The organism is Paraburkholderia sp. SEWSISQ10-3 4, from assembly GCF_030464785.1.
Lineage (GTDB): Bacteria > Pseudomonadota > Gammaproteobacteria > Burkholderiales > Burkholderiaceae > Paraburkholderia > Paraburkholderia aspalathi.
Genome location: NZ_JALPRI010000010.1, coordinates 108,454 through 130,188, shown reverse-complemented (window position 1 = coordinate 130,188; position 21,735 = coordinate 108,454). Strand labels below are relative to the sequence as shown.

15 protein-coding genes are annotated in these 21,735 nt (G+C 57.0%); 3 read left to right on the top strand and 12 right to left on the bottom strand.

The annotated features are described in order from the left end of the window. Positions 1-10 precede the first annotated feature (10 nt). Genes eutC through eat form a run of 3 tightly spaced genes read right to left on the bottom strand, consistent with a single transcriptional unit; the run spans position 11 to position 3,634 of the window. A complete protein-coding gene (gene eutC, locus M0D68_RS20105; RefSeq protein ID WP_266225125.1) occupies positions 11-796 on the bottom strand; it encodes an ethanolamine ammonia-lyase subunit EutC in 786 nt (261 codons plus the stop codon). Further along, a complete protein-coding gene (locus tag M0D68_RS20100; protein ID WP_266225124.1) occupies positions 793-2,187 on the bottom strand; it encodes an ethanolamine ammonia-lyase subunit EutB in 1,395 nt (464 codons plus the stop codon). Before M0D68_RS20100 ends, eutC begins: the two co-directional genes overlap by 4 nt. A 43-nt stretch (positions 2,188-2,230) precedes the next feature. Beyond that, positions 2,231-3,634 carry an ethanolamine permease gene (eat, locus tag M0D68_RS20095; protein WP_054037086.1) on the bottom strand — a complete coding sequence of 468 codons (1,404 nt, stop codon included), beginning with the start codon at positions 3,632-3,634 and terminating at the stop codon, positions 2,231-2,233. A gap of 255 nt (positions 3,635-3,889) precedes the next feature. Between eat and M0D68_RS20090 the strand changes: the two genes are divergently transcribed. Both M0D68_RS20090 and M0D68_RS20085 read left to right on the top strand, forming a co-directional pair. Then, positions 3,890-4,756: a GyrI-like domain-containing protein gene (locus tag M0D68_RS20090; RefSeq protein WP_266225123.1), complete on the top strand. Its 867-nt coding sequence runs from the start codon at positions 3,890-3,892 to the stop codon at positions 4,754-4,756. Positions 4,757-5,412: 656 nt separating this feature from the next. Continuing rightward, a complete protein-coding gene (locus M0D68_RS20085; RefSeq protein ID WP_266225166.1) occupies positions 5,413-6,780 on the top strand; it encodes a reverse transcriptase family protein in 1,368 nt (455 codons plus the stop codon). A gap of 49 nt (positions 6,781-6,829) precedes the next feature. Here the strand turns inward: M0D68_RS20085 and M0D68_RS20080 are convergent, their stop codons facing one another. Both M0D68_RS20080 and M0D68_RS20075 read right to left on the bottom strand, forming a co-directional pair. Continuing rightward, a complete protein-coding gene (locus tag M0D68_RS20080; protein WP_266225121.1) occupies positions 6,830-8,779 on the bottom strand; it encodes a DUF2235 domain-containing protein in 1,950 nt (649 codons plus the stop codon). A 2-nt stretch (positions 8,780-8,781) separates the two neighbouring features. Then, on the bottom strand, positions 8,782-9,291 hold the full coding sequence (locus M0D68_RS20075) for a DUF3304 domain-containing protein (RefSeq protein ID WP_266225119.1): 510 nt from the start codon (positions 9,289-9,291) through the stop codon (positions 8,782-8,784). Between the two features lie 208 nt (positions 9,292-9,499). Here M0D68_RS20075 and M0D68_RS20070 point away from each other — a divergent pair, with 208 nt between their 5' ends. Then, a complete protein-coding gene (locus M0D68_RS20070) occupies positions 9,500-10,411 on the top strand; it encodes a hypothetical protein (protein ID WP_266225117.1) in 912 nt (303 codons plus the stop codon). A gap of 177 nt (positions 10,412-10,588) precedes the next feature. On the opposite strand, the gene M0D68_RS20065 is transcribed toward M0D68_RS20070, so the two are convergent. The 7 genes from M0D68_RS20065 to M0D68_RS20035 form a co-directional block, all read right to left on the bottom strand. After that, positions 10,589-11,350: a hypothetical protein gene (locus tag M0D68_RS20065; RefSeq protein WP_266225115.1), complete on the bottom strand. Its 762-nt coding sequence runs from the start codon at positions 11,348-11,350 to the stop codon at positions 10,589-10,591. 46 nt (positions 11,351-11,396) lie between these two features. After that, positions 11,397-12,809, bottom strand: a complete 1,413-nt coding sequence (locus M0D68_RS20060) for a hypothetical protein (protein WP_266225114.1) — start codon at positions 12,807-12,809, stop codon at positions 11,397-11,399. Between the two features lie 2 nt (positions 12,810-12,811). Continuing rightward, entirely contained in the window at positions 12,812-15,493 is a 2,682-nt protein-coding gene (locus tag M0D68_RS20055; RefSeq protein WP_266225113.1) for a type VI secretion system Vgr family protein, read from the bottom strand. Between the two features lie 245 nt (positions 15,494-15,738). Further along, positions 15,739-16,026: a PAAR domain-containing protein gene (locus M0D68_RS20050; protein WP_128576483.1), complete on the bottom strand. Its 288-nt coding sequence runs from the start codon at positions 16,024-16,026 to the stop codon at positions 15,739-15,741. A 67-nt stretch (positions 16,027-16,093) separates the two neighbouring features. Continuing rightward, positions 16,094-17,191: an Imm72 family immunity protein gene (locus M0D68_RS20045; RefSeq protein ID WP_266225112.1), complete on the bottom strand. Its 1,098-nt coding sequence runs from the start codon at positions 17,189-17,191 to the stop codon at positions 16,094-16,096. 17 nt (positions 17,192-17,208) lie between these two features. After that, positions 17,209-18,756 carry a hypothetical protein gene (locus tag M0D68_RS20040; RefSeq protein ID WP_266225111.1) on the bottom strand — a complete coding sequence of 516 codons (1,548 nt, stop codon included), beginning with the start codon at positions 18,754-18,756 and terminating at the stop codon, positions 17,209-17,211. A 1-nt stretch (position 18,757) separates the two neighbouring features. After that, a complete protein-coding gene (locus tag M0D68_RS20035) occupies positions 18,758-21,538 on the bottom strand; it encodes a type VI secretion system Vgr family protein (protein WP_266225109.1) in 2,781 nt (926 codons plus the stop codon). Between the last annotated feature and the right edge of the window lie 197 nt (positions 21,539-21,735).

The window sequence follows — 21,735 nt, the reverse complement described above, 5'->3', positions numbered from 1 at the left end:
TGTGTCGTGCCTAGTTCGAGTCGTCGCCGACCGCGGGTGTTGTCGGCGTACTCGCGAGCAGTGAATCGCTGTCGTCTTTCAAACCAACGCCCGTGAGACCCAGGCGTCTTGCGTGCGTCAGCAGATAGTGCAACTTGTGTGCGGCTGACTCGTAATTCAGACCTTCCGGACGTACGTTAGAAATGCAGTTACGTTGCGCATCGCTGCAGCCTACTTTCGGCGCGTAAGTCAGGTAGATACCGAGACTATCGGGCGAACTCAAACCCGGACGCTCGCCGATCAACATCACAACCAGTTTGGCGCCAAGCAGTTCGCCGATTTCGTCACCGAGTGCGACGCGTGACTGACGTGCGACGACTACGGGACCGATCTTCCAGTCCGTGAGTTTTGCGCAAACGGCTTGCAGCAGCGGAATCGATTGTTTCGACGCAGCGAACGCGGAGAGACCATCTGCGATGACAAAGACCACTTCGGGTGAATCCACCTTGAGTTGTCCAAGCGCTGCGCGGCTCTCATCGCTCAAGCGCCTGCCGAGATCCGGACGCCGCAAATAATGCTCGCGATCGGGCGCGGCGCTATGTACATCCAGTGTGGTGAAACTTTGCGCACGCAACTGTTCGTGCAGCACGTCCGTATCGAGTGGATGATGCACCGCGTCGCGCGCCTGCGCATGCGACAGGTTGAACGCCAGCAACGGTGCAGTCGGCAAACTGTTGCCCGCGCGGCCTAACGCGATGCGCGCATTGGTGAATTGCCGCAACGCGTTCCATGGATTCTTTTCGAGGAAGTCGCTCATGCGATGCCCATCCAGTCATTCGCGCCTTGCAGCAGCGGTTGCTGTGACGATGCGCTGAGCAACGTGCCGCGCGCGTCGGTGATCTGCATGGACTCCAACCATTCTTCGAATTCCGGTGCTCGGCGCAGACCGAGCACGTCGCGCACATACAATGCATCGTGGAATGACGTGCTTTGATAGTTGAGCATCACATCGTCCGCGCCTGGAATGCCCATGATGAAGTTGATACCCGCCACGCCGAGTAGCGTGAGCAGGTTGTCCATGTCGTCCTGATCGGCTTCGGCGTGATTCGTATAGCAGATGTCGCAACCCATCGGCACGCCGAGCAGCTTGCCGCAGAAGTGGTCTTCAAGACCCGCCCGCGTGATCTGCTTGCCGTCGTACAGATACTCCGGTCCGATGAAGCCGACCACCGTGTTCACCAGAAACGGATTGAATTTGCGCGCGACCGCATAGGCGCGCACTTCGCATGTCTGTTGATCGACACCAAAATGCGCATCGGCCGACAAGGCGCTGCCCTGCCCGGTTTCGAAATACATCAGGTTATTGCCGACAGTGCCGCGATTCAGCGACAACCCCGCTTCATACGCTTCCTGCAACAGCGCAAGCGAAATACCGAAACCCGAGTTCGCTTTCTCTGTCCCGGCAATCGACTGAAACACCAGATCGACAGGTGCACCTTTTTCAATCGCGGCAATCGTGTTCGTGACGTGAGTCAGCACGCACGATTGCGTGGGCACCTGATAGCGTTGGCGGAAGTCGTCGATCATCAGCAATAGCTTGGTGATCGCGGCAAGATTGTCGCTGGCCGGATTGATGCCGATCATCGCGTCACCACAGCCGTACATCAGGCCATCAAGCATCGACGCGGCGATACCTTTGACATCGTCGGTTGGATGATTCGGTTGCAGACGCACCGACATGTGACCGGGCAAGCCGATCGTATTGCGAAAGCGCGTAATCACCGGACGCTTGCGCGCCGCCGCGATCAGATCCTGATTGCGCATCAGCTTCGAGACTGCAGCAACCATTTCCGGCGTGAGGCCGGCGGTGATGCGCGTGAGCGCGTCGGCATCGGTCGTGCTGCTCAACAGCCAGTTCCGGAAATCGCCGACCGTCAGATGCGAGATCTCAGCGAACGCTTGCGTCGAGTGATCGTCGATCACGAGGCGCGTGACTTCGTCGCTTTCGTACGGGATCAATGCTTCGTTGAGAAACGTGCGCAGCGGCACCTGCGCGAGCGCCATCTTGGCCGCGACGCGCTCCTCTTCGCTCGCCGCCGCGACGCCCGCGAGTTGATCGCCGGAACGCTGCGGACTGGCCTTTGCCATCAAGGTCTTCAGGTCGGCAAAGCGATACGTGCGGCTGCCGATTGTCTCGGTGTAGCTCATCTTTACGACTCCATCGCCGCTGCTTGCGCAGCGGCTCGATTCGTCACTCTTCGAGCAAAGCGTCCGACGGCGCTGCTTCGCGTTGATGGCGCGTCAACAGGAAGTAGACGTAGCCGAGCGCGAGGAAGATCGCGAACACGACGGCCACCAGGAAATTGAAGTAGACCATCGTAGCCAGACAAATCACCGCGGCCACCAGCGCGAACGCCGGAAAGAACGGAAACAGCGGCGCGCGGAACGGGCGTTCCATGTTCGGCTCCGAGCGGCGCAGCTTGAACAGCGACAACATGCTGATGATATACATCACGATAGCGCCAAATACGGACATCGTCACGATGTTCGCCGTCAGCGTCTGGCCGCCGAACTGGATCAGCTCGTCGCTATAGATCGCGGCGATGCCGACCACGCCACCCGCGATGATCGCGCGATGCGGCGTCTTGAAGCGGGGATGCACCTTGGAAAGCCACTCCGGCAGATAACCGGCGCGAGCCAGCGCGAAGATCTGACGTGAGTAGCCGAGGATGATGCCGTGAAACGACGCGACGAGCCCGAACAGGCCGAGCCACACCAGCATATGCATCCAGCCGCTATGTTCACCGACGATGAATTTCATGGCCTGCGGCAGCGGATCGTTGATGTTCGACAGCTTGGTCCAGTCTCCGGCGGCGCCTGCGAACACCATCACGCCGATGGCGAGCACAACCAAGGTCAGAATACCGGCGACGTAAGCAATCGGAATCGAACGCTTGGGATTCTTGGCTTCTTCAGCAGCCATCGCCACGCCTTCAATCGCGAGGAAGAACCAGATCGCGAAGGGAATTGCCGCGAACATGCCGTGGAACGAGCCCATGCTGAAGGTGTCCGCGCCAGACCAGCCGCCCTTCGTGAAATTCGCCCACTGGAACCCCGGCGACACGACGCCCATGAACACCAGCAATTCGAAGATCGCGAGCAGCGTCACGCACAACTCGAAGGCCGCGGCGATCTGCACACCGACGATATTCAGCGCCATGAAGACGAGATACGCGCCCATTGCCGCGTGTTTCGGTTCGAGCCCCGGAAACTGCACGTGCAGATAGGCGCCGATCGCGAGTGCAATCGCCGGTGGTGCGAACACGAATTCGACTAACGTCGCCGCGCCCGCCAGATAACCACCGGTCGGGCCAAAAGCGTGGCGCGCGTAGGCGAACGGGCCGCCTGCATGCGGAATCGACGTGGTGAGTTCGGTGAAACTGAAAATGAAGGTGGTGTACATCGCGGCAATAAAAACCGCCGTGATGACGAAGCCAAGCGTGCCGGCGCTCGCCCAGCCGTAGCTCCAGCCGAAATACTCGCCGGAAATGACCAGACCGACCGCGATCCCCCACAGTTGCCACGTGCCGAGCGTCTGCTTCAACTCGTGATGCGTGACTTTACCGACGTGCTGACTTTTTGACTCTGATTTCATCGGGTGCTCCTGATGTTTTCGCTTGCTCGACGCCGCAAGGCTTTGCGGTGCATGGGCGGACAGGCTTCAGCCGATGGTAGTAAGCCATTATTCAACGTGTTATCGAAATTCGGCAAAGTTCGGGCGCGATTGTGTTAGTGGGCGCTTAATTCTGTTCACGGTTGCTTTGGCGAAGTTCGCAGGATTTGGTAAATGGGGACGTGGTACTTTGATTCGCATCCCTTCGGCAATCTTCTCTTTGTTGGCCACTTAGTCATGAACCAATCGGACAATCGGGCGCGCTACGAAACGCGGCTGGGCCGCGTGCTGGACCATATTTACGATCATCTCGACGAACCGCTGGATATCGATCGTCTCGCGCAAATCGCCTGCATGTCGCCGTATCACTGGCATCGCATCTTTCAGGCGATGTATGGCGAGACGGTGGCGACGACCGTGCGTCGCTTGCGCTTGCATCGCGCGGCGGGATATCTGGCGAATGGCTCGATGCCGATCGCTGAGATTGCCGAGCGCTCGGGCTATAGCAGTTTGCAGTCTTTCACTCGCACCTTCCGCGCGGTTTTTGGAATTCCGCCGGCGCAGTATCGCAAGCAGGGTACGCATAGCCGGTTTCGTCCGGCACTTTCAGGAGACGATCAAATGACAATGCGTGAAGTGGTGATTCGAAGCGTGGAGCCGATGGAGGTTTTGTCGGTGGATCACGTTGGGCCGTATATGCAGATCGGGAAGGCGTTCGATGGGCTGTTCGGCTGGTTGGCGAAACATAATTTGCTGGCGGGACAGATGCGCATGATCGGGATTTACTACGACGATCCTGGTGTTGTTGCGGAGGATGAGTTGCGGTCGAAGGCTGGGGTTTTGTTGCCGCATCCGGTGCAGGCTTCGGTGACGGTCAGTCCGCCGGTCTCGGTGGCGCATGTGAAAGGTGGGGAGTACGCGGTGTTGCGGCATAAGGGACCGTATAGCGATATGCGGGCGGCTTATGAGTGGTTGTATGGGACGTGGCTTGTGCAGTCGGGGCGTGAGGCTGCGGATGCGCCGGTGTTTGAGGAGTATTTGAATAGTCCGAAGGACACTGCGCCTTCGGAGCTGCTGACGGAGATTTGTTTGCCGTTGGTTTGAGGGAATCGGTTCTGGTTTGGTTGTTGTGCTTGCGTTGTGCATGTTTACGCAGCGGGGTTTGGGGATGCTTCTCTGGTTTTTATAGTCTTTGTATATGTATACGTAGTAATAGTTAACAAGCACCTCGCGTTTCTGTGGATAACTTGGATCTTCGTTTACGGATCAAGGGGATGCGGAATCGATAACCCTGCGGGGGGTTGGCGAACAGGACGGGGGAGCCAGGGAAAACTTTTGACTGACCTGGCGAGGTCGTTGGTTTATCAAGGTTTCGCCCACAACGTGTCAGGTGGTTTGTACAAAAGTTGTCCAGAGGGGGTTGTGGATAAGTGCGGCGGTGCGAAGATCGAACTCGATCGTCGTAAAAATGGACGACCTTTGTGGGCCAGACGGCTTTTACGTAAAACTTTGTCGCGAAAGATTGATTCGTACTGCCAATGCGTTGACAACAGTTAGGCGCGTCGCTTATCTTCGGCTCGCGGGTCGGCTGGTCAAGCTTGCCAAGGTACGGGCAGTATTCGTCCCGGGCACTACGGGGTTACCCCGTGGATCAGAATGGCCTCCGCAGTTCGTCGCATGAGCGTGACTTGCGCGTTGCGCAAACGAGCACACGCAGCACAAGACGCGTTGACTGGCTGGCCCGCCCCTACCTCTGCTCTATGCCGCAATCCTCCCTGCAATTTGTCACCTATGCGATCGCCGATGCCATGCTGGCCGGGCCGCCCGAGGCCGCCTCGATGGTCGAGCGGATGACGCTTGTGTTGGGCGAACGCGCGGATTGGATGAATGGATTGGCGCGCGGGATTGTGAGGCGATTTGGCGCGCGGTGGGACAGTGTCGACAGTGAAGAGTTGTCGAAGGTTGTTGCTGAGAACACGGGGTTTGTCGCGGCCTGGAGAGGTGGGAATCAGCCGAGGGTTGTCCGTGTATTGCCTCGGCCGCCTGTTCAGCGGCCGCCTCCGCCCTGGTTGCACGGCGTCGTGTTGTCGCAGTTGCCGACGCTTGGTGATCTGGCTGCATGGCTGGAAGTTGAGCCGGACGAACTGGACTGGTTTGCCGATCGCTGGCGTGTGCCGGCGCAGAGTGCGGCGACACCGCTTCATCATTATTCTTACAAGGCGATCGAAAAGCGCGACGGTCGGTGTCGGATTATCGAAGTGCCTAAATCGCGTTTGCGGGCCTTGCAGAGGAAAGTGCTTCACGGTTTGCTCGATCGGGTTCCTGCTCACGATGCGGTGCATGGTTTTCGACGTGGGCGGAATACGGTGACGTTCGCGGCGCCTCATGCGGGTAAAGCGGTTGTGATTCGCTTTGATTTGATGGATTTCTTTGCGTCTGTGCATGCGGGGCGCGTTTACTCCGTGATACGTGCTTTGGGTTATCCGTTGAATGTTGCGCGGGCGTTGACTGGGCTGTGTACCAATCGTGTGCCGAGTGGTTGGCTGGTGGCGCCGGATGTGCGCGACAGGATCGATTGGCAGGAACGGCAGCGGTATCAGAATCGGCATTTGCCGCAGGGGGCGCCGACTTCGCCGGCGTTGGCAAATTTGTGTGCGTTTCGGTTGGATCTGAGGTTGGCTGGGTTGGCGCGGTCTTTAGGGGCGACGTATACGCGGTATGCCGATGATCTGGCGTTTTCTGGTGGGGAGGATCTCGCGCGGATGGCGCGGCGGCTTGAAATTCGTGTGGCGGCGATTGCTATTGAGGAAGGGTTCGCGGTCAATCCAAGGAAGACGCGGGTGATGCGGCGAGGTGGGAGGCAGCAGTTGGCGGGGGTTGTGGTGAACAGTCATCCGAATCTTGCTCGGACGGAGTTTGATGCGCTGAAGGCGGTGCTGAAGAATTGTGTGAGGTCGGACCCGGCTTTGCAGAATCGAGACGGACATTCAGACTTTCGGGCGCATCTTGCCGGCCGCGTCGCGCATGCTGTGATGTTGAATCCGGCAAGAGGTGCGAAGTTAAAGGCGATCTTTGATCGGATCGTGTGGAACGAGAGCATTGAGATTAAGACGGGATCGGGCAAGTGATGACACGACTCCGCCAGCGTTATGCTCTCCGCATGCAGCCTATGCACAATTAGAACATCGGTGGAAGGCCAGGCGGGACATTTTGCGCCGCTTCACGAAGCGCAGCGGCAGTCTTCTTTCCTGCGTCGGATAGGATATCTTTCCCTTTCTCCATCGTCCGACTGACTGCGCCACGATCGTCAATGGTTCGCAGTTGCATGAAAACACCGTCACCGAGAGAAACGTTATTCAGACGCGTGATGGTGTTATGAACAAAGTTATCGAAGAAGGCGATAACTTCCGGCGACAATTTCGCGGGCTTGACCCAAGCAGTAGCCAGTTCCCGGACTGTAGGATCGTTAATATCGCCCACCGTCCGGGAAATTGTCCATGGTGAATTGACCGCGGGGGCACCCTGCGAAATGCGTTCATAGTAGGCTTCTCGCGTTTCGTAGTTAGGTGTTTCACCATTAAAGATTGCGTTGTACACGTTCGCATCGATTGTGTTGACGAACAGATAGTCGCCTTGGCTCACTCCATGTGTTCGGTCATGCACGTAGCGCGCCCATGAAACGAATAACTTCTGATGCGCCAACAGGTGGTTTTCGAGGGTCGATGTTCCGCCCCCCAGATGCGCGGTGTAAGCGCCGAACAAATCGTTGACGGTCAGAGATTTCCCGTTCACGGCAATCGTCTTTTTGAATTCGAACTCCCCCACGATCGTGAAGAGCCCATTTGCCTTCAGGTCGGCGATCTGTCGAAACGGTACCCCATATGACCAGCCTTGATCCAACATGTTTCGGCCTGAAACGCGTGCCAATTCGGCCGACTTTTCATCCTCGCCTTCTTTGAACCCACCGCCAACATCCGATTGACTGCCCGGGTAGACAACTTCCGTCAGATTCGACACGTCCTTTGATCCGCGCGGCGAATCGAGATTTTTGTAGAAACGCAATTCTGTTGCCGCCACGTAGTGCAGCACTTTCTTGAACTCCGGGGAGGTATCGAATTGGCCGAGCGACTGCTTCGCCAAACCAATCACAACGCCCAGCGCCTTAGCGGTTGCTTTTGCTATCCAGCCCTCCCCGGGCACGAAAGTCAAAACGGGCGAGAGCACCTTTGTGAAAATTGAGTCCGCATAGGCACTCGACACACAGTCAAAGAGCCCCATGAAGTCGAACTGCACATCGACCCCTTCGTAAGTTACTTTGCCGCTCTCCTGTTTGCACGTTTTGCCGATCAGGTCATTGGTGAACTTGCGCGCGGTTACCCCACCCCGATCGTAGCCAAAGACCGACACGCGAATGGTCTTCAGCGTACGTGGGTCCGCCTTCGCCCGTGCGATCACGGTCTTAAAATCGTTGAGCGCCTGTTCCACGCGTGCGTTAAAGCCCGTTCCCATGTATCCGGCTGCTATCTCACTGTCACGGATCAAAGGCACCGAATCCGCTACTACGGAGATTCCCGATGACACGATCAGCGGGATAGCGGTAGCGGGCTTTTTAAGCTCCTCCCAGATTTTTTTCGGGCTGAACGCGTCAAGCATCGACGACTTGACCTTCTTCCCGACTTCAGGATTTGGCCAGTCCTTCCAAGCCTGCTTCGCGGTCTCCGTGGCAGCCTTCTTCGAGGGATCCGTAATTAACTTGCTTTCGGCAACGCCGGTAACGTTGGCGGCTCCATTTTTTGCTAGTGCGACGCCGATGCCGGTGGTTTCGGTTGAGAGCTTTCGTCCCATGCCCTCGTAATAGAGCTTGTAGACACCCTTCCCCAGATCGGTAAGCGCATGCGCTGCATAGAGCTTCCCGATGTTGGACAACTGATCGCCATCCTGCAGCGTCTGCGCAAATCCATCAAAGAAGAAGCTGATGTAAATTTCCTGCTGACAGCGATAACACCCGTCCGGCGGCGTCGCGGGGAATGACTCACTGACACTGCCCGCTCTGCGCACTCGCGCATCAGCGGCCTGGTCGACAGCGCTCGCGGAAGCATCGACTGCCGTGCTAGCTTTACTCGACACGATCAACCTCCCAAAGGCGTGGTGTTGGGGATATCAGGTTTAGTGGGGAAATCAACCCACTTTGCCTCTACACGCTGCTTTGGCAGAAAATGGAATTCGATGTATCCATCGTGCTTGTTCGGTAGCGGCGGTACCGGTATGTCCGTTTCGAATGTGTCGTGGGGAAGATTTTTCTCATACTGTTCCTTCGTCAACTCATATACGACCTTGATATGCAGGTCCTTTGTCCGCCGGGGAATTTCCATGCAGCAAACAATGCCGCCACCGCCGCCGGGCTCATGAGCATCGGAACTACCACCACCAAAGCCGTTAACCACAAAACTAAAAATGTGCCGATCCGTATAGTTATAGCCAATCACGTGGTAAGGGCCGTAGCTACCTTCTTCGGAGGAGCAAGCTGCTGCCCACAAGACACCGAAGGAAAGAAAAAGCACACCGAAAATCCGCAGCATCCAGTTTCGATGCTGACGTCGCAATGATGTGCCTACGATACCGCGTCCTCTTTTGATCACGTTTTCCTCTGTCCTGCTATCTGAATGGTTCCGGAATGTGCCAAAGCGGTCGATCTATTTTTCCGCGCTCCCCATCGCCGTCGTTGCAACCGATACCTTCAATGCTTGCGACAGCGCCAGCTTCTTCTGAGTTTGGAAGCACTATATAAGGCATTTAAACATTCACCACGTAGCGGATGACGGCATCTCGACCGAGTCGGTAGGCAGAATGTCCATTCTGCTCAATGGCGGGGACAACGGATACAACGATCGCCAGCAATATGCTGGCCTTCATTTTCCGGTATCGCTCCAACACGACTGCCGCCGACGCGACAGGTGCGGTGACTGTCACGCGACAGCGTATCGTGCACCAAACGCCGACCTGAAGCCCGGCCACCACGAGTACTCACGTGCTAGTCGACTACACTCCTCAACGTTCTTGATCCCCAGCAAAAAATCCGGACATCTCGTGAATTGTCGAAACCTTATAGCAACGTCTCTGACTGTTGTGCTCACTTCGCTCGCCTCTGCCGCCCACGCCGAGGGCATGAACGCATCAATACCGGCGCTGAATCAACACACTGCGCCGCTGGACGCATCATTACGATCGTTGCGCGCCGGTATTCTTAAGGACGCGAACGAATGTGCAGACAACGCGAGCGGCATGGACGCAACGGCGCAATACCACGCCGATATAAAGAAGACGGTTGAGACGCCGAGCATCGTTGGATTCGAAGTGACCGGAAGTTCGCAGTGCGACGGCGCGCATCCTAACGCGTACCAGTACGGCATTTCATATCACATCAAAGATGGCAAGCGATTCGACCTGAACGAGGTGTATGCAGTAGGACATCGCGATAGCGGTGGCCTGTTTCTGACTAAGGAGTCGGTTGTCCCCGTCATGGCTGAGTTCAAGCGGATCAATGCTGGGAAACCTGATTGCCTCGATGCGTCGACGTTTAATGACGAGTATCTGATGTCGAAGGCGTTTACGTTAGCCGTACGGACAGACGGGAGTCTGCAGTTTTACTTCGATACGGCCTATGTGGAAGCAGCGTGTTTTGCGCCAATCCGGTTGGGTGCTCAAGCGGTTAGTGCGTTCAAGGATGGAAAGAAGGCCGCGCAGTATGGATTGCCTTGATCCGGCTCGCGCGCGCTCATCCGACGACAATTACCCATAAAGGAACGTTCGACATCGGCGTCTAGATCGTTGGCAGTCGAGGTGGATTTTCCACCTTCACTTTCCTTGACGCTCGGCGAAAGCCCTTAGTCCCAAAAGACGCATGCGGTATTGCCTTGCATAGAACTCCCCGTTCCACTAATCGGCCACCAACACAGGCTTGCGATGCTCTCTCTCCAGCTTTCTAGGTAGGCTGACCATCACGAGATAGATACGGACGAGCAGGCCAACAAACCAAAGCGACACTGGCATACCCAACACCGCCAGGGCGAACAACACACCGTTCGCCCCGAAGTTTGACGACAGTAGCCGACCCAGTATCAGATAGAACGGCGCGATACCGAAGATGACATAAGAATAGATTTTTGGAAACGGCGAGCGCTCTTTATTGAGCCGCTCGAACAGTGCCATTCCGGCTTGGTTTCGATAACGAAAGTCAGATGCGTTCTCTTCAAAGGCACGTTTGACGAAAGAGGTTTTCGTGATCGTATGCGTCACCGTTTGCCTCGACATGATCATCCAGTACAGCGTCAACGCGATCCCACCCAGTAGCCCCGGCCAACGCAGAACGGATGACATCGGTGCAAACACGAAATAGTAGAAGTAGGCAAATATGCCGAAGAAGAAATACGTGGCAAATGTCGCAATCGATAGTATCAGTCCGCATACCCACAGCAGGTTCGAACGGCGGTACATCATCGAGATGCCGAATGGCACGAAGAGGCAAACCAGCGTAACCAGTAGTCCGATTTTCCATGGCCAACCGGATACCGCGAGATCATCCGCATATGCCGCATATGACACGCCGGCGCCCAGTATGGGAAACAACAAGTTCACCGGTGCGGCTTTCTTCGTCATCTCCCAAACCGCGTCTTTCGGTTCGGTCGCGGGCTTCGTCATCGATTGCGCTCGTGGCATCTGGGCTTGCTTTCCGGTGGATGCCGTATCACGGCATATACATCATGGGGTATTGATCATAATCTTTGGGCATGGACTTTTCCAAGTATTCGGCCGCGTGCTTCATCGACTCCCCGATCGAGCGAAACCACGACGTGACATGCTCGGTGGCATGGGTTTTCTTGTCGAGCCAGTCAAGTCCGTAGCCTACTGCAATCGCCACGACAATGGTCCCCACGACGATGGCCGCCACCGGCAGCGCAACGGATCCCGCGAATAGAGCCACGGCCGCGCCGACCGCAACCGATGCAATCGCGGCACTCAAGCCCGCCTTCGCAAGGTCGATCCCAATCTTGCCCAGCAGGTCGGCGAAGTCCTTTTTTCTCTTTCCGTCCGGACCGATCTCCTCGTAATCGTGCAGCCATTCAGCCGTATCGAGCGTGACGGTAAAAATCAACGCGATCAAACCGGCTTTCTTGAATGCTCCCTTGGACCCCTCCCAAGCGGCCGCTGCGCCCGACTCAGCCGTACCGGCCCCTCCGGCAATCGTCAGCACCTTTTCGTTCTTCACACCGTACCGCGCGGCCGTCACTAACTTGCGCAATCTCGGGTTGCCGGTGAAAACGACATACATCCTTTCTCCGACGTTCTTGTGAACGACTTTCGTCAGCCTGAATTTCTCTCCCCAAAGCTCCTGAATCCACTGCTTGTTGTCGTTCAGAAACGCCGTCGCACCAGCCAGTTGCCCAATGAGCCAGTTACGTGTCGCAATCTTGTTGGTGTCGATGGCCGTTTCCTCGGAGCCGCCAGCGGCCAGCGCATCCACGACTTCCTTGGGAACCGAGTTCTTATCGACTTCGAAGATATGCGCTTCCTGCATCGGCTCGAACGTGGTGCCAGGCGCCAACTTGATCGGCAACGGACACGACCAGAGCTGATCCGCGCGCAGCGGATCGAACGGCGGCGCAGGGCGCAGATACTCGGGAACGGGCGCTTGCGGGTACGTGATCAGTGGGGATACGTTCGTCGGCTTCGGCGGCGTTGAAGCGCTAGGCGGATGCGAGGCGCGGTTCGTACCGATCGCAATGATGATCGGCTCTGGCTTGGCTTTCGGTGACGGGTCGGCATTCGCCAAACCGAACATCCGCATCGAATAGTTCTGATACACCTTGCCGTTCTGCTTGAGTGTCAGATGCCCCTTGAAATCCCTGCTGATCCAAATGTGGTAACGCTGCCCGTCCTGGAACTGTCCCTGCTTGACGCGCTTCTTCTTGGCCACGTCGTAGATCCAGTCCTCGGATGCTTCAACGGTGTAGGTTGAACCTTTCTTCACCTGGATATCGAATATCACGTCGCGGTGCTTGCGGAGCAGAACCGTGATATCAGTCTCGGCCCAGCATTCGACCGGCTCACCCGGTAAATCGATGCATACGGTATGTTGGATCAGGGGACGGTCGCCCATTATTATTCTCCGCTTCGCTTGACTTGGTCTGCAACGAATTTGCCGAAATCGATACCCTTCAATTCGCCCTTGCCCTCGCCATCGAGAACGACGTTATGCAACGCGCCATCCTCCGACGCGAGCTTGATCGGCTCACCTTCGGGTACATTACCCTCCGCGTCCATGTAGCGGATTCGCATGTCGGCCTTCTTGCCTTCCGTGTTGTAGGTCCGATCGAGGCTCGTTGGACCGGCAAAGGAGTGTTGGCTGCCTTTGATGTCGATCTTTCCCGGCGCATGAATCTCTATGTTGCCGCCGGAAATGCGCACGTACGCGCCCCCCGCCGTGAGAAGAATTTCCTGCTTGGCAGCCGCATCGATCCTCTCAGTCGCAGCGAGCAACTTCAACGTCTTCTGAGCGGTAATCTCAAGGTTATCGCTTTGCGCCTGGATTTCGACTTTTCCTTTCGCCGCGAAGAGCTTCATACCCGCGTTCTGCACGAACAGGCTGATTTTCTCGCCAACGCTTGCAAGTAGCGACTTGCCGGTCACGATGTGCGTGCTCTGCCCGCTGACCAGATTGACATGCTCGTTTACCGCGATATGAGCCGACTTCTGCGTTGACATTGCAATGCCGGCCGGTGTCGCAAACAGCATGATCGGTTCCTTGAAGGCGTTCGCACTACCGGTGCCGCCGCCCGCGGTGTTGCCTCCGCTGCCTGTCGCGCCAGAAATGCTGTTCTGCGTTGCGTCGGTAAAGGTTTTGAGCGAGTCGTGACCGTCTTTCAGGCTTTCTGCCTGATGGATTTCACTCGCCTGTGAGAGCGCTTCGATGACGCCTTCCGAATTGACAAGTTGATTATTTGCATCGCGTACGTCGAGAGGCTGGCTTGATGTCCCGGTCGTTGGATGCGTCGATACATACAGACCTTGCCCCGCTCTGAGCGCACCATATGCATCCGATTTCAGATCAAAGCCGCTACCGAGATAGGCACCGCGCGAGTTGCCAGTTTGCGCAATCAGATAGCCGAGATGAAGCTGCGAGTTCGCGCTCGTACTGTAGAGCTGCGCACGGTTCTGGCCGGTCGCGTCGTCCATCACCATCTGGTTGTAGCCACTGCCCTGATATTCCTTCGACTTGTAGCCGGACAGGATGCCGTTCGAATGCCAGTCCGGCGTCTTCGCACCGTTGTAGACGCGTCCGGTGACGACAGGCTTGTCGCAGTCGCCATCGAGGAAAGACACGATCACTTCTTCACCGATACGCGGCACGTGTACACCGCCGTGGCCACCTCCGGCATGCGATTGCGCGACGCGCAGCCAGCACGATGCGTTTTCGTCTCCAGGATTTTGGCGATCCCAATGCATCTGCACCTTGACGCGGTTCAGCGGGTCTGTGAAGACTTCCTCGTTCGCGGGGCCGACCACGGTTGCGGTCTGCATGTGCATCTCGGGTTTGTGATGCTCAAGCGGACTGCGGAACGGAATGGCTTTGCGTTGCGCTTCGACGGTGGCCATGAAGAAGCCTTCGCTGCCGTCGCTGGACTTGATCACCAGCGACGCGTCCGCGCCGTGCGCGGCGCGAGCGGTCGCTATCGTTCCGTTCAGGCTATGCGGAAAATCGGTCGTGCCGCCTGAGACTGGCAGATTGTTTTCGATCACCCACTCAACGCCTATCACCGCGAATTGCCGCTCCTGCTGACTGCCCGTGCTGTGAGCCGGATGGTCCTGAAGTTCGAACCAGCGGCCGGCGTCGATGCGGCGTACTGCGCCTATGCCGTGGAAGCGCTTCGCGCGTGACTCCCACTCCTCCATCCGCACTTTCGACAGGTGATCGCCACGGTCCTGCTTGCCGTACGTGTAGGCACCTGTGTACTCGTACACCTCGGCCTGCTGCGGCAAATCGCCCTGCGTGGTCAAGGTCGGGATCGTCGTGCCCTTCGGATCCGCGGTGGAGGACGGCGCCTTGTAATCGAACGTACGGGTGGTAAGCGTGGTGCTTTGTAGCGTGCGCGTGCCGCTCCACTGTACGAACGCGTCGGTTTCGCTGTTGGCGCCCGAGCGGTAGAAGTCAACGGTTTGCGGCGACAGCGGTTGCAGGCTGGCGATATCGTCCGTGATGACCAGCGTGTGCGATTTGCCGTCGGCTGCCTGTTCGAAATAGCCAAACAGGCCTTCCGTTTCCATCAAGCGCTGACAGAAATTCCAGTCGTCCTCGTATTGCACGCAAAACGAACGCTGTGGCAACGGATTCCCTATTGCAAAGCGGAATGCGCCCTTTGCCTGCGGATGCATATTGAATACATCCGTAAGAATTTCGTCGACGGTCTTATCCTGCCAGATCCGTGCATCTTTTCTGAACCGGAGAAAATGCACCCATGAAACAAAACCGATCTGGTAGCTGGTTATTGCGCTGTCAGAGCCTAGACGGCGGGCGGTGTGAACATAACCGTGATGCGGGGCGTACGACTGGTCGGTCTGCTGCACCCAAAGCGTTACCGGCTGGGCGATCAGCGTTTTGAGCTCGATATTGTCATTGGTGGAAACCGCGTCGAGCTTGAATTCATAATCACGGCCGAGGCGGGAATGCCCCACCAGCCTTTGTGGCAACAGGACATTGGCACCGAGTGGCGTGTCGAGTTTCAGCAGGCGATCGCTTTGCAACAAGCCACCTTTTATCGCCGCGATTATGTCCTGAGCACCCATACCGCCTCTTATTTATACAATTTGCGCCCCCGCGCTATCGCGCGATATTACAAAGGATTGGACGTTTAACGCAATCAGGTATTGAGAAACAAATGTTAAATCGGAATTAATTGCCTCTCACTTCCATGCTGTCTGGATAGAGGTAAAAATAGCTCCCCTTCCAAATATGGTCACGGGCTACCGGCTCGCGTATTTCAAGCAAGCAGCACAAGCTGCCATCAAGCGAACCACGATGAGTCCACCCGTTACGCTTCCGTGGACATCATCTGTTGTGAAGCCACCAACCGGGGCGGCGGATGACAACCGCAGATACATAAATCTTCACTCAACGCCGCATGCCTTCCGTCTGGCGCAGTCATGATCTGGCGCGGTCCGTCACACTGGATTTTTCCGGTTGTATTGCAAGCTGGGCACGCGACCGGATCTCCTTCGTGGGCGACATCTCTGTCACTCAATTGAATGGAGGTCGGCACGGCCTGAACGACGCCATTGGCTGTCGTCTTGTCGCCGTTCAAAATTAGAAATCGTTTCATAGTGTCTCTGAAGCTTAAGGTTTCTCACGCATTCAATCCTGTTGACGGGGGCACGACACCCTCCATTTCAGCGCCCCTCTTCGGCTCGGCGAACAAGAGTCCACTCCACGTAGTGCACCTTGCCCGCGCCTGACCAGTCCTTTATTACCAGGTCTGGCATGACTTCACCTTTGACGATATGCACCTGCTGTTCGGGATGCCCCGTCGCCTGCCAATGCCCAGAGGCCGGGCAGACGTCGCCTGTTCTCACCGTAGGGAGAGTCGGCTTTGGTTCGATGTAGGGCTTCGTCCCCGGCACAGTCAGGAAGTATTCGGACTCGTCAGGGATCAAACCATCCGCGTAGCGCTCATCCTTCCATAGGAGGCGCCAGCTCACATCGATGTCGTCGGCGTAGCCACGACTCTCGTTGAAAGGTCCTGTCATGCGAGGCGCGCGCGTGCTTTGAACAAGGTAGTTAAAGCAGCCCGCATTCTCGCTGCTGGTGGCGCCTACCGGGATAAGACCAAGCACTTTCCCGCGGGTGATCGTGACCGGTTCCCATATGCCATCGACGGGTACGGTGTCGCCCGTGCGGATCACGACGCCGGTCGGCTGCGGCACGGACGGCAATACCTCGGGGAAAACAGGAAAGCTCAGTTGATAGAAGCGAAAGATGTACGCATCAGGATTGAGCAGCGCACCGGCAGCTGTGAATTGGGCGGTCGCATCATCACCCGCAGGCACCTCGCAGGCAGCGTGCTCACCCACATATTCGCTTACGCGCATGAGCACATTCAACGCTTCAACCTTGGGCGGATAGGCCGCCTCCTGGACGCCTCGCTCCCAATAGTCCCCATCGGGATACAGGTAGGTTGCGGCCACCTGATAGTCCGTCAGCGCCTGGTCGAATGCCTCCCCATGGCGCCAGACGAAACGGTAGCCTCGCCGCAGTTCGTCCAGGCCTTTGTTGTACGCGCTGAGGATGCTGTAGATGCGCGGCAGGTTATCCGCCGACATCTGTTCGTGCTGACTCGCAGGCCAAGTCTTGACCGCATTTTCATACGCCCGCGTGAAAATTTCCCAGTCGTCGCGCTTCTTTGCCCATAGGCTGTAGCTTGTCAATCTCTTCAGGAGCCAGAAAACCTGACGGCGCGTCGTTTCATCGCGCATGCTGAACAACTTCATTGTGGTCCCGTCGTCCGTTACCGGTTGTCTGAATTGGCGGCACGCGCCACCGCAGTTGCACTGCTATTGCTCACCTTGGTCTGGATTTCTTCCGTCCCAAGGCGACGCGTCTGTGCAGCGCCGCGCACGTTTTCGTCGAACTTGCTGTAGCCATAGACGTCTTCGATGTTCGTCCAGTTCGTCGCCCGAAGCTCGACGGTCACGCCATTCTTCGAAATTTTGGGTGGCAGCTCGCCTCGCTTGAGCATCTCGCCCGCCGCGGTAATTTCGTCGGCAAGTTCCCCGAGATCGACGACGAGCTGCTGGGCGCCACCTTCGAGATATTGCGTGGGAACCTTCTCACCGTACTGCTCGGCAATCTGCCCAGACCAGGCTTTCAGATCCATATGGGCGGGCAGGTCCGCAGGCAGATGCACGATCGCGAGAAAGCCGTTGCCGTTCCACTCGTCGAGCACGGCCGAGCGTGTCCGCCATTCCTCCGCACTTTTGGGCACCTCACCCACACCCCAGAACGCGGGCTGCCGTCCTCCCGCCTTGCTACCACCAGGGTAAGGCGCATGCTTGGAGGGGTTGCCAAAGGCTCGATACAGCTTCTTGCCAGCCAGTTCCTCGGAACCTATCGCAGAAATCTCCCCAGAGAATGTTGCGACCTTCGTGAAAACCGGTTTCTTCCCGTAGCTGGCAATCTCGCCGCGGTCTTTCAGGATATCAGGCCAGCCTGCTTTGATCTTGGGTTCGTACTTGCTGGTCAGCATCGCTTCAACTTCGCCTTTGTCAGCACGGCACTCCGAAGAAGGGAATTTGCCACGCCGGATTTCCCGCGCGAGCCGTCGTTCTTCAAGATACGCCTCTGCTTCTCTGCGCACCTTCGGCATGCCGCCCGTAGCAATTTCGTGAATTTCTCCGCGATAGACCATGTTCTGCAGCGTTTTGAGCTTCGCCTCGAATTCCCGTAACGCCTTGGGGACCATGCGATCCGCCATTTCCTGCAGCGCGGCGAACCCCGCGCTCACCTGGTCGATTTTGCTGCGCCAGACTTCGGGCAACAGTTTTCCAACACGCGCCTCAAGAGACTTGCGAATGGCGAGCTGGACGGTCGCGCAAAAGTCCTTCAGCTTGGTGAGGACCTGAGATTCGTACTGCGCGATGTTCAGCGCTTTCAACCACTTCGGCGCGTCACCGTGGCCCATGCGGTTCAGGAATTGAATGACTTCGGCAAGGAGCGCATGGTCTTTGGCGACGATACCTTCAACGCGCAATGCCAACCGGCCTACGCCCTTGATTACGCCACCAACCACCGGTATCAACGCGAACACGAGGATGACGAGCAGCACCCACTCCATGATCTCCTCGCGCTTCTTCGGGTCCGTGCTCAAGTGAATCGTGACGGAGAGAAGGTCGCGGGCGGCCGTCACATCGCCCACCAGCGGAATCATTCCGATGGCGGCATCTGTGATGACCTGACTGATGGTCTGCTTTTCATTGAATGCGCCTTGCAGTGTTCCCCAGCACCACTGCCCCACGTCCAGAGACGTCTTTTTGAAATCTTCCAGGCTCCAACTCACCTTACGCTCCCCCGTGCTTGGCCAGAAGCGAATCGATGTCGCTTTCAGAAAGCTGTTCACCCTTGAAGTCAGGATTCTTCGTCAGGTCCTTGCGAGCAAATTGACGTGAGTCTGGCCCAAGCTGAACTTGAACTGGGCCGACCGGCACATTTTCCAGATGCATTTTGCCCTGCGCGTCTAATACGCCTTCTCGCGTGCTGTTATCTGATAGCGTTGCGATGTACTTGGCGCCCTGAACCGGCTCATTGTCGTGATACAGATACTGCATGGCGGCGTCATATTTGGACGTGGGAAGCGGCGGCAGTGGATAGTCCGTCTGGGCAGGGCCATTGAATGAGTGCTGACTGCCCTTGACGTCGACCTTACCGGGTGCGTGAATTTCGATATTGCCGTCCTTGAGGCGGATATACGCACCGCCCGACGTCAAGAGAATTTCCTGGCCGGCCGCAGCTTCGATTGTTTCCGTCGCAGACAGGATTTTCACGGTCTTCTGCGCTGTGAATTCGACGCCGTCGGAGTGAGCCTGAATCTCAACCTTGCCCTTTGCGGCAAAGAGCTTCATCCCGGCGTTCTGCACAAACAGACTGATCTTCTCCGACACACTCGCAGCCAGCGATTTGCCGGTCGCGATATGCGTGTTCTGGCCGCTCACCAGATTGACGGTCTGATCCGCCGCTATGTGCGCGGACTTCTGCGTTGATATCGCGATGCCCGCCGGCGTCGCGAACAGCATGATCGGCTCCTTGAAAGCGTTCGCGCTGCCGGTGCCACCGCCTGCTGTGTTGCCGCCGCTGCTCGCAGCGCCCGAGATACTGTTTTGCGTAGCGTCGGTGAAAGACTTCAACGAGTCATAGCCGTCTTTCAGGCTTTCCGCCTGGTGCGTTTCGCTTGACTGCGAAAGCGCTTCGATCACGCTTTCCGAGTTCACCAGCTGGCTATTGGCCTCACGAACCTCAAGCGGCTGGCTCGATGAGCCTGTTGTCGGATGCGTCGACACGTACATGCCTTGTGCGGCCCTGACTGCGCCATATGCATCCGACTTCAGATCGAAGCCACTCCCAAGATATGCGCCTCGCGAGTTACTCGTCTGTGAAATCAGATAACCAAGATGCAGTTGCGCATTCGTGCTCGTGCTGTATAGCTGCACGCGGTTCTGGCCGGTCGCATCGTCCATCACCATCTGGTTATAACCACCGCCCTGATACTCCTTCGACTTGTATCCCGACAGGATTCCATTCGAATGCCAGTCGGGCGTCTTCGCGCCGTTGTAGGCGCGTCCGGTGACGATCGGTTTGTCGCAGTCGCCATCAAGGAACGAGACGATCACCTCTTCACCGATACGGGGCACATGCACCGCGCCATAGCTACCACCCGTATCTGAGTGGGCGACACGCATCCAACACGACGCGTTCTCATTTCCGTCATTGAGACGATCCCAATGCATATGGACCTTGACGCGATTCAGCTCGTCCGTAAAGACTTCTGCATTCGCTGGGCCAACCACAATGGCCGTCTGCATATGCATCTTCGGCTTGCAGTGCTCGAAAGGGGTGCGGAACGGGACCGTTTTGCGCTGCGCTTCGACAGTGGCCACGAAGAAGCCTTCACTGCCATCGCTAGCCTTGACCACCAGCGACGGGTTTGTGCCATGTGCGGCGCGAGCGGCAGCAATGGCTCCGTTCAGGCTGTGCGGGAAGTCTGTCGTGCCGCTCGATACCGGCAGGTTATTCTCGATCGCCCACTCGACGGCGATGATGGCAAACTGCCGCTCCTGCTGCTTACCCGCACTATGGTCGGGATGGTCGGCCAGCTCAAACCAACGCCCCGTGTCGATGCGCCGTACCGCGCCCACACCGTGGAAACGCTTCGCGCGCGATTCCCACTCTTCCATACGCACCTTCGACAACTGATCGCCACGGTCCTGCTGTCCATAAGTGTAAGCACCCGTGTACTCGTACACTTCCGCCTGTTGCGGCAGATTGCCTTGTGTGGTCAACGTGGGGACCGTCGTGCCTTTCGGATTCGCACCCGTTGACGGCGATTTGTAGTCGAACGTCCGCGTAGTGAGTGTCGTGCTCTGCAGCGTGCGCGTGCCGCTCCACTGTACCAGGGCATCGGTTTCGCTGTTGGTGCCGGAGCGGTAAAAATTCACCGTTTGGGGTGATAGCGGCTGCAGGCTGCCGATATCGTCGGTGACGATTAGCGTGTGCGATTTACCGTCCGGTGCTTGCTCGAAATAGCCGAACAATCCTTCCGTTTCCATCAACCGCTGACAGAAATTCCAGTCGTCTTCGAATTGCACGCAGAACGAGCGCTGTTGCAGGGGCTTTCGCAATGCAAAGCGGAAAGCCCCCTGTGCCTGCGGATGCATATTGAAGACATCAGTCAGTATTTCGTCGACGGGTTTATCCTGCCAAATACGTGCATCTTTTCTGAAGCGCAGAAAATGCATCCATGAGACGAACCCGAGTTGATAGCTCGTAATCGCGCTGTCCGAACCCAAGCGCCGGGCGGTGTGGACATAACCGTGATGCGGGGCGTAGGACCGGTCAGTTTGCTGGATCCACAACGTAACGGGCTGGGCGATCAGCGTTTTCAGATCGATATTGTCGTTAGTTGAAACGGCGTCCAGAGTGAATTCATAGTCGCGACCGAGGCGTGAATGCCCCAGCAGTCTTTGCGGTAAAAGAACATTCGCGCCCACTGGCGTATCCAGTTTCAGCAGGCGATCGCTTTGCGCAAGGCCCCCTTTTATCGCCGCAATAATGTCCTGCGCGCCCATACCGCCTCTCTTTTATGCAAATTGCGCCCCCGCGCTATCGCGCGATAGTACAAAACATTACAGGCCTATCGCAATCGCATATTCAAAAACAAATGTTAAATCGGAACAAATTTCTGAATCTTGAGCGGATGACTCAACATCGGTATGAATGACGTATATCGGCCAAGAATTATGCGCGTGCGGCTGCGCGAGGCGCC

What these genes read in the sequence shown, in the direction of transcription:
- eutC (WP_266225125.1), bottom strand. Translation starts at nt 796, where the DNA reads ATGAGCGACTTCCTCGAAAAGAATCCATGGAACGCGTTGCGGCAATTC.
- M0D68_RS20100 (WP_266225124.1), bottom strand. Translation starts at nt 2,187, where the DNA reads ATGAGCTACACCGAGACAATCGGCAGCCGCACGTATCGCTTTGCCGAC.
- eat (WP_054037086.1), bottom strand. Translation starts at nt 3,634, where the DNA reads ATGAAATCAGAGTCAAAAAGTCAGCACGTCGGTAAAGTCACGCATCAC.
- M0D68_RS20090 (WP_266225123.1), top strand. Translation starts at nt 3,890, where the DNA reads ATGAACCAATCGGACAATCGGGCGCGCTACGAAACGCGGCTGGGCCGC.
- M0D68_RS20085 (WP_266225166.1), top strand. Translation starts at nt 5,413, where the DNA reads ATGCCGCAATCCTCCCTGCAATTTGTCACCTATGCGATCGCCGATGCC.
- M0D68_RS20070 (WP_266225117.1), top strand. Translation starts at nt 9,500, where the DNA reads ATGTCCATTCTGCTCAATGGCGGGGACAACGGATACAACGATCGCCAG.
- M0D68_RS20065 (WP_266225115.1), bottom strand. Translation starts at nt 11,350, where the DNA reads ATGACGAAGCCCGCGACCGAACCGAAAGACGCGGTTTGGGAGATGACG.
- M0D68_RS20060 (WP_266225114.1), bottom strand. Translation starts at nt 12,809, where the DNA reads ATGGGCGACCGTCCCCTGATCCAACATACCGTATGCATCGATTTACCG.
- M0D68_RS20055 (WP_266225113.1), bottom strand. Translation starts at nt 15,493, where the DNA reads ATGGGTGCTCAGGACATAATCGCGGCGATAAAAGGTGGCTTGTTGCAA.
- M0D68_RS20050 (WP_128576483.1), bottom strand. Translation starts at nt 16,026, where the DNA reads ATGAAACGATTTCTAATTTTGAACGGCGACAAGACGACAGCCAATGGC.
- M0D68_RS20045 (WP_266225112.1), bottom strand. Translation starts at nt 17,191, where the DNA reads ATGAAGTTGTTCAGCATGCGCGATGAAACGACGCGCCGTCAGGTTTTC.
- M0D68_RS20035 (WP_266225109.1), bottom strand. Translation starts at nt 21,538, where the DNA reads ATGGGCGCGCAGGACATTATTGCGGCGATAAAAGGGGGCCTTGCGCAA.